At 72.8% G+C, this 9,004-nt stretch carries 8 protein-coding genes; 1 reads left to right on the top strand and 7 read right to left on the bottom strand.

The genetic code is table 11. From position 1 onward, the window contains the following. Positions 1-336: 336 nt before the first annotated feature. Complete coding sequence (locus tag ACFY7C_RS34515) at positions 337-1,344, bottom strand: stage II sporulation protein M (RefSeq protein ID WP_389658783.1); 1,008 nt, start codon at positions 1,342-1,344, stop codon at positions 337-339. 130 nt (positions 1,345-1,474) lie between these two features. On the opposite strand from ACFY7C_RS34515, the gene ACFY7C_RS34510 reads away from it, so the two are divergent. Further along, a complete protein-coding gene (locus ACFY7C_RS34510) occupies positions 1,475-2,392 on the top strand; it encodes an RDD family protein (protein WP_389658780.1) in 918 nt (305 codons plus the stop codon). Positions 2,393-2,420: 28 nt separating this feature from the next. Here ACFY7C_RS34510 and ACFY7C_RS34505 read toward each other — a convergent pair whose 3' ends face one another. The 6 genes from ACFY7C_RS34505 to ACFY7C_RS34480 all read right to left on the bottom strand — a co-directional run bounded on the left by ACFY7C_RS34505 (position 2,421) and on the right by ACFY7C_RS34480 (position 8,635). Beyond that, positions 2,421-3,032 carry a hypothetical protein gene (locus tag ACFY7C_RS34505; RefSeq protein ID WP_389658777.1) on the bottom strand — a complete coding sequence of 204 codons (612 nt, stop codon included), beginning with the start codon at positions 3,030-3,032 and terminating at the stop codon, positions 2,421-2,423. A 141-nt stretch (positions 3,033-3,173) separates the two neighbouring features. Further along, on the bottom strand, positions 3,174-4,628 hold the full coding sequence (gene ahcY / locus ACFY7C_RS34500; RefSeq protein WP_389658774.1) for an adenosylhomocysteinase: 1,455 nt from the start codon (positions 4,626-4,628) through the stop codon (positions 3,174-3,176). A gap of 311 nt (positions 4,629-4,939) precedes the next feature. Next, a complete protein-coding gene (locus ACFY7C_RS34495) occupies positions 4,940-5,887 on the bottom strand; it encodes a cation diffusion facilitator family transporter (protein ID WP_389658771.1) in 948 nt (315 codons plus the stop codon). Between the two features lie 102 nt (positions 5,888-5,989). Continuing rightward, the gene (gene manA, locus ACFY7C_RS34490; RefSeq protein WP_389658768.1) at positions 5,990-7,141 is read right to left on the bottom strand and encodes a mannose-6-phosphate isomerase, class I; all 1,152 of its coding nucleotides are present in this window, start codon (positions 7,139-7,141) and stop codon (positions 5,990-5,992) included. A gap of 51 nt (positions 7,142-7,192) precedes the next feature. Beyond that, entirely contained in the window at positions 7,193-8,347 is a 1,155-nt protein-coding gene (locus ACFY7C_RS34485; RefSeq protein ID WP_389658765.1) for an SIS domain-containing protein, read from the bottom strand. 105 nt (positions 8,348-8,452) lie between these two features. Further along, complete coding sequence (locus ACFY7C_RS34480; protein WP_389658762.1) at positions 8,453-8,635, bottom strand: Trm112 family protein; 183 nt, start codon at positions 8,633-8,635, stop codon at positions 8,453-8,455. Positions 8,636-9,004: the final 369 nt, after the last annotated feature.

Genomic DNA, 9,004 nt, shown 5'->3' with positions numbered 1-9,004 from the left:
TTCCTTCGTTTCCGACTCTATCAGATCTTTCCGATCCGATTTCCTCGGTGCTTTCCGGGTCCTATTCGACTTTCGTCGTTTCGGGCCCTTCGGCGTGTTCCGACTTTATCAGATTCATTTCCGCCGGCCTAATCGGTGGCTTCGTGATTCGGATAAGGAATCGGGGTGGCTCCGTCGTCATTGAATTCCGACCGGAGCGAGAAAGACTCTAACTTGTCCGCCGGGTGCTTGTCCAGCTCCCCAGGCAACCGTTTGAATCTACCTCCCCACGCCACCCGTGTCAACGGGTTTGGTGGACGCAGAGGAGACTAGCAGGTCAGCGGGGTGCTCTGCACATCAGGCGGCGGTGGGGAGCTCGGCGGTCCGGTCGGTCTCGGCGACATCGCCGGTGGCGCCGGCGCGGGCCGCGCGGCCGCCGAGCACGTAGACGTACGCGAGGAAGGCCAGCTCGGCGGCGATGCCGATGGTGATGCGGGCCCAGGTGGGCAGGCCGGAGGGGGTGACGAAGCCTTCGATCAGGCCGGCGACGAACAGCACGAGGGCGAGGCCGATGGCCATGCCGATCGCGGCGCGGCCCTGCTGGGCGAGGGCGGCGCGGCGGGTGGTGGGGCCGGGGTCGATGACGGTCCAGCCGAGGCGGAGGCCCGTGCCGGCGGCGACGAAGACGGCCGTGAGTTCGAGGAGGCCGTGCGGAAGGACCAGACCGAGGAAGACGTCGAGGCGGCCCGCGGAGGACATGAGGCCGATGCCTATGCCCAGGTTGAGCATGTTGGCGAACAGGACCAGCAGCACCGGAAGGCCGAGGAAGGCGCCGAGGACCAGGCACATCGCGGCGGCCTGGGCGTTGTTCGTCCAGACCTGGGCGGCGAAGGAGGCCGCCGGGTGGCTGGAGTAGTAGGTCTCGTACTGACCGCCGGGGCGGGTCATCTCGCGGAGCTCGGCGGGGGCGCCCATCGCGGACTGGACTTCGGGGTGGGTGCCGATCCACCAGCCGATGAGGGCCGCGAGGAGGGTGGAGAGGACGGCGGTCGGGATCCACCAGTGGCGGGAGCGGTAGACGGCGGCGGGGAAGCCGACCGTCAGGAACGCGGCCGCGTCCCGCCAGGACGCGCGGCGGGTGCCGGTGACCGTGGCGCGGGCGCGGGCGACGAGCTGGGTGAGGCGGGCCGTGAGCATCGGGTCCGGGGCGCTGGACTGGATCAGGGAGAGGTGCGTGGCCGTGCGCTGGTAGAGCGCGACGAGCTCGTCGGCCTCGGCTCCGGTGAGGCGCCGGCCGCGCCCCAGCAGGTGGTCGAGGCGGTCCCACTCGGCGCGGTGGGCGGTGACGAAGACGTCGAGGTCCATGATCGGCTGCTGCTCCAGGCACTGGATGCGTACGGGGGCGTACGGGTTCGTACTACTGCGGCGCGCTGCGGGTCAGCTTGGCAGACTGGCGTTCGGACGGGGTTCGGCTGGGCGAAGAAGGGTGGGCGCCGTGAGCGGGGTGGTGACGGGGGATGCCGTCTATCTGGGGTTGCAGCCCGCGCGGCTGCCGAGCCGGGCGCTGGCGCTGCTGCTCGATCTCGTCGTGGTGTGGGCCGGGTATCTGCTGATCAGTGTGGGGCTCGCGTTCGCCACGGCGTCGCTGGACGACGCGGCGACGATGGCGCTGTCCATCGCGTCCTTCCTGCTGGTCCTGGTCGGGGTGCCGATAGCCGTGGAGACGCTGTCCCACGGGCGGTCGCTCGGGAAGCTGGTGTGCGGTCTTCGGGTCGTGCGGGAGGACGGGGGGCCGATCCGGTTCCGGCACGCGTTGATGCGCGGGGCGATGGGGGTCGTGGAGCTGCTGATGACGTTCGGGGTGGTCGCGTGCATCGCCTCGCTGGTGTCGGAGCGGGGCCGGCGGCTGGGGGACGTGTTCGCCGGGACGCTGGTGGTGCGGGAGCGGGTGGCGCCGGCCGCGGGCAGGGTGCTGCCGCCTCCGCCGCCGTGGCTGGTGGGACGGTTCGCGGGGCTGGATCTGTCGGCGGTGCCGGACGGGCTGTGGCTGGAGATACGTCAGTACCTGACGCGGATGGGGCAGCTGGACCCGGCGATCGGGCAGCGGCTCGCGGAGCGGCTGGCCGACGAGCTGGTGGCGCGGACGGGGGCGCCGGCGCCGGCGGGGGTGCCGGCCGCCGCGTATCTGGCGGGTGTGGTGGCGGAGCGGCAGGCGCGCGAGGCGCGGCGGGCGCTCGCCCCGGCCGGGGAGACTACTCACGCACCGGTGGCTCCCGCGCCCGCCCCCGGGAGCCCTGCGGTTCCGGCGGCTCCGGTGGCTCCCGCCGCGCCTGCGGTCCCGGTGGCTCCCGTCACTCCTCCCGCCACTCCTTCTCCGGCGCCGCGGTCGACGGGGTTCGCTCCGCCGGCCTGAGGGCGGGCACAGGCGGGCGGGCCCGGGGTCAGAAGACGTTCGGCGGGGTGTCGAGCTCTTCGAGTTCGATGCCGGGGGCGGAGAGGACCACGTCGCCGGCGAGGTGGACGGTGTGCCGCTCCCCCGTGTCCAGGGCGCTGACCTGGTACTCGTCCACGATCAGGGGGCCGTTGTCAGTGGCGTGCGCTTCACTCTTCACCAGGGCCCAGGACTGGTCGACCGTCAGGGGCGCGAGGACGGGATCCGTGAAGGCGACGAGCCGGACGCGGGTCTCGGGGGAATCGGGGGTGAGGCGCAGGAGTCGGGAGATCGCGACGAGGAAGGCCGGGGACGTGCCGGTGAAGGCGTGGGCGCGCACATTGCCTTCGGTGGCGTGGGTTCCGGTGGGGTCGGTACGGACCCAGGTGACGCCGTCGAGGGCGGCGCCGCGGACCTGCCAGTGCGCGGCGTGCAGTTCGAGGCGGATGGGGCGGCCGAGGTCGTCGATGGCCAGGTCGACGGAGCCGGTGGGGTCGCCGGAGGGGGTGGTGGTCCGTGAGACGTAGCGCCAGCCGGAGGGGCCGGGCGCGCAGGTGAAGTGTTCTTCGCCGAGGGGGGTGTGATCGTGCGGATCGTGGAGCGAATAGCGGCCGCGGGGCATGGGTCCTCGGGTGCGTCCTGAAGCGGTGGTCGAAGACGGGGCAGGCCCCCGGCACGGGGGTGCGGGGGCCTGCTCGTTCCGCTGGGGGGATCCTGCGACGGGCGGGTGCCGGTGTGTGCCGTCACCCGCCGGTCGTGGGGATCAGTAGCGGTAGTGGTCCGGCTTGAACGGGCCGTCGACCTTGACGCCGATGTACTCGGCCTGCTCCGGGCGGAGGGTCGTCAGCTTGACGCCGAGGGCGTCGAGGTGGAGGCGGGCGACCTTCTCGTCGAGGTGCTTCGGGAGCACGTAGACGTCGGTCGGGTACTCCTCCGGCTTCGTGAAGAGCTCGATCTGGGCCAGGGTCTGGTCCGCGAACGAGTTCGACATGACGAAGGACGGGTGGCCGGTGGCGTTGCCCAGGTTGAGCAGACGGCCCTCGGACAGGACGATCAGGACCTTGCCGTCCTCGAACGTCCAGGTGTGGACCTGCGGCTTGACCTCGTCCTTGACGATGCCGGGGATCTTCGCCAGGCCGGCCATGTCGATCTCGTTGTCGAAGTGGCCGATGTTGCCGACGATGGCCTGGTGCTTCATCTTGGCCATGTCCGAGGCCATGATGATGTCCTTGTTGCCCGTGGTCGTGATGAAGATGTCCGCGGTCTCGACGACCTCGTCCAGCGTCGTGACCTGGTAGCCGTCCATCGCCGCCTGCAGGGCGCAGATCGGGTCGATCTCGGTGACGATGACACGGGCGCCCTGGCCGCGCAGGGACTCGGCGCAGCCCTTGCCGACGTCGCCGTAGCCGCAGACGACGGCGGTCTTGCCGCCGATGAGGACGTCGGTGGCGCGGTTGATGCCGTCGATGAGGGAGTGGCGGCAGCCGTACTTGTTGTCGAACTTCGACTTCGTCACGGCGTCGTTCACGTTGATCGCCGGGAAGAGCAGGGTGCCGGCCTGCATCATCTCGTAGAGGCGGTGGACGCCGGTGGTGGTCTCCTCGGTGACGCCGCGGATCTCGGACGCCAGCTGGGTCCACTTCTGCGGGTTCTCGGAGAGGGTGCGGTTGAGGAGCTGGAGGATGTAGGCGTACTCCTCGCTGTCCGCGGTGGACGGGTCCGGGGCGGAGCCGGCCTTCTCGAACTCGACGCCCTTGTGGACGAGGAGGGTGGCGTCACCACCGTCGTCGAGGATCATGTTCGGGCCGCCGGTGGGGGTGTTCGGCCAGGTCAGCGCCTGCTCCGTGCACCACCAGTACTCCTCCAGGGTCTCGCCCTTCCAGGCGAAGACCGGGACGCCCTGCGGGTTCTCCGGGGTGCCGTTGGGGCCGACGGCGATGGCCGCGGCGGCGTGGTCCTGGGTGGAGAAGATGTTGCAGGAGGCCCAGCGGACCTCGGCGCCGAGGGCGACCAGGGTCTCGATGAGGACGGCGGTCTGCACGGTCATGTGCAGGGAGCCGGTGATGCGGGCGCCGGCGAGCGGCTGCTGCTCGGCGTACTCGCGGCGGATCGACATCAGGCCGGGCATCTCGTGCTCGGCGAGGGTGATCTCCTTGCGGCCGAACGCGGCCAGGGAGAGGTCGGCGACCTTGAAGTCCTGCTTGGCGACAGTCGTCATGACTGGAGCTGCTCCTCGTGGATCGGGTTCGAGGGGTCGAGTGGGCACCTGGCACCGCGGCTGTGGGCGACCGGGCACACGAATGCCCGGGTGCTCCCGCGGTGCAGTCGTCGGAGGCCCTCTCTCCCTCGGCCGGTCCACGCACGGACCGCCCGACCGCCATCAGCAGCGACGTCTGGCTGGTCACGAATCTACACCGATCGGCGCAGTGGCCCACAGTGGACCTTGGTCCGGAAGTCGCCCGGACACGCGGGAGGCCCCGGACCTGGGGATCAGGTCCGGGGCCTCCCGCACGTTTCCGTCCGGCTCGGTCAGGCGCCCGGGGCGTCCGAGGCGGCGGCGGTGGTCTTCTCGCTGTAGATGTCCGGCTCCAGGTAGATGACCCGGGCGATCGGGACGGCGGCGCGGATGCGCTCCTCGGCGGCGTTGATGGCGCGGGCGACGTCGGTGGCGGAGTCGTCGTGCCGGACGGCGACCTTGGCCGCGACGAGGAGCTCCTCGGGGCCGAGGTGGAGGGTGCGCATGTGGATGAGGCGGGTGACGGTCGCGTCGTCGACGATCGCGTCCTCGATCTTCTTCACCTCGTCGACACCGGCGGACTCGCCGAGCAGCAGCGACTTGGTCTCGGCGGCGAGCACGATCGCGATGACGATGAGGAGGACACCGATGCACAGGGTGCCGATGCCGTCCCAGACGCCGTCGCCGGTCACCAGTGCCACGCTGACGCCGGCGAGGGCGAGGACGAGGCCGACGAGGGCGCCGAGGTCCTCCAGGAGGACGACCGGCAGCTCGGGGGCCTTGGCGCGCCGGACGAACTCCTTCCAGGACAGGTTGCCGCGGAGCGCGTTCGACTCCTTGATCGCGGTGCGGAAGGAGAAGGTCTCGGCGATGATCGCGAAGACGAGGACGCCGACCGGCCAGTACCAGGCCTCGATCTCGTGCGGGTGCTTGATCTTCTCGTAGCCCTCGTAGATGGCGAACATGCCACCGACGGAGAAGAGCACGATGGAGACGAGGAAGGCGTAGATGTACCGCTCGCGGCCGTAGCCGAAGGGATGCTGCGGGGTGGCCTCGCGCTGGGCCCGCTTGCCGCCGAGGAGAAGCAGACCCTGGTTGCCGGAGTCGGCGAGGGAGTGGACGCTTTCGGCCAGCATCGAGGACGAACCACTGAAGAGGAACGCCACGAACTTGGCTGCGGCGATCGCGAGGTTGGCGGCGAGTGCCGCCACGATCGCCTTGGTTCCGCCTGACGCGCTCATGGGTGAACGGGTTCCCTTCGTCGGTGATGCGGCCTGATCCAGCCTTGCCGACGGCACCCTACTGCCGTCGTACGGCCGGTCGTACGGCCGGTCATTGTCGCATCAGGCCACGACGGTGGCGCGGAAGACCGTTCCCGCACCGGACAGTTCGGTCTTTTCGCCCGCCGGTACGAAGACGGACTCGCCCGGTGCCAGCGCCGAACCGCCCACTGCGGGGCGGCCGGCGGTCGCGAGGAGGATCTGCGGCGTGGCGGCGGTGAGATCGGTGGGGGCCGCGCCCTCGGCCCGTACGAAGCGGGAGAGCCGGAACTCGTCGATCGGGGTGTCGTAGACCTCCTCGCCCGACGGGGAGGCCTCGGGGCGCAGGATGCCCGGCTCCATGGGCTCGAAGCGGACGATCCGCAGGAGTTCGGGGACGTCGACGTGCTTGGGGGTGAGGCCGCAGCGCAGCACGTTGTCGGAGTTGGCCATGATCTCGACGCCGAGGCCGTCGAGGTAGGCGTGCGGGACGCCGGCGCCCAGGAACATCGCCTCGCCGGGCTGGAGGGTCACCGGGTTGAGCAGCATGGCGGCGAGGACGCCGGGGTCGTTCGGGAAGTGGTGGGCGATCTGCGCGTACGGGGCGTGGGCGCCGCCCAGGCGGCCGGCGGCGTGCGCTGCCTCGGCGACGGTACGGGCCATCTCGGCGCGGTCGGCGGTCAGCAGCGCGGTGAGGACCTCGCGGAGGGCGGCCTCCTCGGGGTGGGCGTGGAGGAGGTCCACGTACGGCTTGAGGGAGTCCACGCCGAGCGCGGCCATCGTGTCGGCGGCCTCGACCGGGTCGCGGAAGCCGCACAGGCCGTGGAACGGCGTGAGGGCGCAGATCAGTTCGGGCTTGTGCTGGGGGTCCTTGTAGTTGCGCCGCGGGTCGTCGAAGGGGATGCCGGCGGCCTCCTCGGCGGCGAATCCGGCCCGCGCCTGGGCGAGGTCGGGGTGGACCTGGAGGGAGAGCGGGGCGCCGGCGGCGAGCACCTTGAACAGGAAGGGCAGCCGGGGGCCGAACTTCTCGACGGTGGCCGGACCGAGTTCGCGTACGGGGTCGGCGGCGACGACCTCGTCCAGGGTCCCGCGGTCGGTGCGGGACGGGGCGCCGGGGTGGGCGCCCATCCACATCTCGGCCTGGGGCTCGCCGGTGGGGGCGACGCCGAGCAGCTCCGGGATGGCCGTCGTCGATCCCCAGGCGTAGGGGCGGACGGTGTTGAGGAGGCGGTCCATGGGGCTTCCAGCTCTTCTCGGTGCGGGGGCCGGTCGGGGCGGCCGCGGGGGCTACTCGGGGGTGAGGGCCGCGGAGGCGAGGGAGAGGTACACGGCGGCGAAGTCGGTGACGGCGATGAGCTCGGCGAGGTTCTCGAGCGCGCTGCCCTCGTCCGGTTCCAGCTCGCTGATGGCCGTGCCGTGGCCCAGGGCGAGTTCGCGGGCGGCGGGGGCGGCGCTGAGCTCGTTGCCCTCGGCGGGCCGGTCGCGCAGGAGCACGACCCGGGCGCGCAGGGCCTGCGGCTCCTCGACGCGGTCGCGGAAGAAGTCCTCGGGGTCGGCGCCGGCCGCGTAGTCACCGGTGAGGAGCATCCCGTGGGCGGGCAGCGCCTCGGGCAGCTCGGCCACGAGCGCGGGCAGGCCCGCGAGTTCGGAGAGGACGGCGGCGAACCGCCGGCCGGCCGGGCCGGCCGCCTCGCCCTCGGTCCACACCAGCGGCAGCGAGTCGGCGAGTTCGGCGGCCAGCGTCTTCGCCGGGTTGCTGTACGTGGCGATGGCGGGGCCGCAGCGCTCGGCCGTACGGTCCAGGCGGTCGGCGACCTGTTCCAGGGCCTCCGGCGGGGCCTCCAGGAGGCCGACCCGGTCGAGCAGCGCCAGCAGCGGCGTGAACAGCGCCCACAGGGCGCCGGGGCTCGCGGCGAGGGTCTCGGTGTACTCCTCGGCCGTCTCGTGCGGGGCCATCGCCATGGGGACGAGCAGGCCGCGGGAGCCGCTCATGCTCTCGGCGAGCGGGGACTCCTTCGGGGCGACGGCGACGACGGTGACGCCGCGGTGGTACGCCTGCTCGGCGAGGAGCGCGAGGCCGGGCTCGGAACCGTCCGTCGTGGGCACGAGCAGCAGGTCCAGCGAACCGGCCCAGCCGGGCAGCGCCCAGCGGAGCGCGCCGGCGGCGGGGGCGACGCCGGTGGGCCGCAGCCGAATCACCGGGGCGGACGCGCCGGCGAGGGCGCCGACCAGGTCGGCGACGCCGGCCGCGGCGGTGCCGGGGCCCGCGACGAGGACGGCGCGGGGGCGGCCCTCGGGCCGGAGCTCGGCGATGCCGGCCTCGCTGGCGTGCCGGGCGGCGGTGCGGACCCGCGCGCCCGCTTCGGCGGCGCCGCGGAGCAGTCCGCGGCGGTCGGCGAGGGCGAGGGCGTCCGGTGCGTCGAGGAGCGTCTCGTCGAGCATGTGGCGGGCCTCCGGTGGTCGGAGCGGGGCCGGCCGCCGTGCGTGGGTGCGGCCGGCGGGGTCATCCCCGGGGGCTCACCCCGAAGGGCTTCCCCCTGGCGCGGGTTACGCGGGGCGGCGGGCCTCGTCGACGAGCAGGACCGGGATGCCGTCACGGACGGGGTACGCGAGGCCGCAGTCGGAGGACGTGCAGACGAGCTCCGGGGTCTCCTCCGCCGTACGGTCGTTCAGCGGTGCGTGGCAGGCCGGGCAGGCCAGGATGTCCAGGAGGCCGGCTTCGAGCGGCATGGGGCGGTCCCTTCGGACGGTACGGGCGGCACGGACGTACGGAGAGGTACGGACGTACGGCGGTCTCGGGCCAGGTCAGCCTACCGCCGGGCCGCGGGCGGCGCCCCCGGCGTGCGGCGCGTGCCGGGGCTACGGTGCGGGGCGCGCGTGGCGCGCGGGGGGACGGGGGTGGGCGGGGCGGGGAACGGGGCGGGGCGGGCGGGTGGCCGCGCCCGGCGCGGGCCGGGGCCGGGGCCTCGCGCGGGTCCTCGCCCGGTGGGGTTCGGCGCCCGGGGGCCGGGCGGGGGCCCCGACGGCCTACGGGGTTGGCCCGCACGGAACGGCGGCGCCGTCGAGGGCGCCGTAGGTGCAGGGGAGCGGAGGCGCCCG

It is taken from the genome of Streptomyces sp. NPDC012769 (assembly GCF_042901205.1).
Lineage (GTDB): Bacteria > Actinomycetota > Actinomycetes > Streptomycetales > Streptomycetaceae > Streptomyces.
This window is presented reverse-complemented; position numbering and strand designations above follow the sequence as displayed.

Coding starts and splice junctions, on each gene's coding strand:
- ACFY7C_RS34480 (WP_389658762.1), bottom strand. CDS start 8,635: ATGCCGCTCGAAGCCGGCCTCCTGGACATCCTGGCCTGCCCGGCCTGC.
- ahcY (WP_389658774.1), bottom strand. CDS start 4,628: ATGACGACTGTCGCCAAGCAGGACTTCAAGGTCGCCGACCTCTCCCTG.
- ACFY7C_RS34505 (WP_389658777.1), bottom strand. CDS start 3,032: ATGCCCCGCGGCCGCTATTCGCTCCACGATCCGCACGATCACACCCCC.
- ACFY7C_RS34485 (WP_389658765.1), bottom strand. CDS start 8,347: ATGCTCGACGAGACGCTCCTCGACGCACCGGACGCCCTCGCCCTCGCC.
- manA (WP_389658768.1), bottom strand. CDS start 7,141: ATGGACCGCCTCCTCAACACCGTCCGCCCCTACGCCTGGGGATCGACG.
- ACFY7C_RS34515 (WP_389658783.1), bottom strand. CDS start 1,344: ATGGACCTCGACGTCTTCGTCACCGCCCACCGCGCCGAGTGGGACCGC.
- ACFY7C_RS34495 (WP_389658771.1), bottom strand. CDS start 5,887: ATGAGCGCGTCAGGCGGAACCAAGGCGATCGTGGCGGCACTCGCCGCC.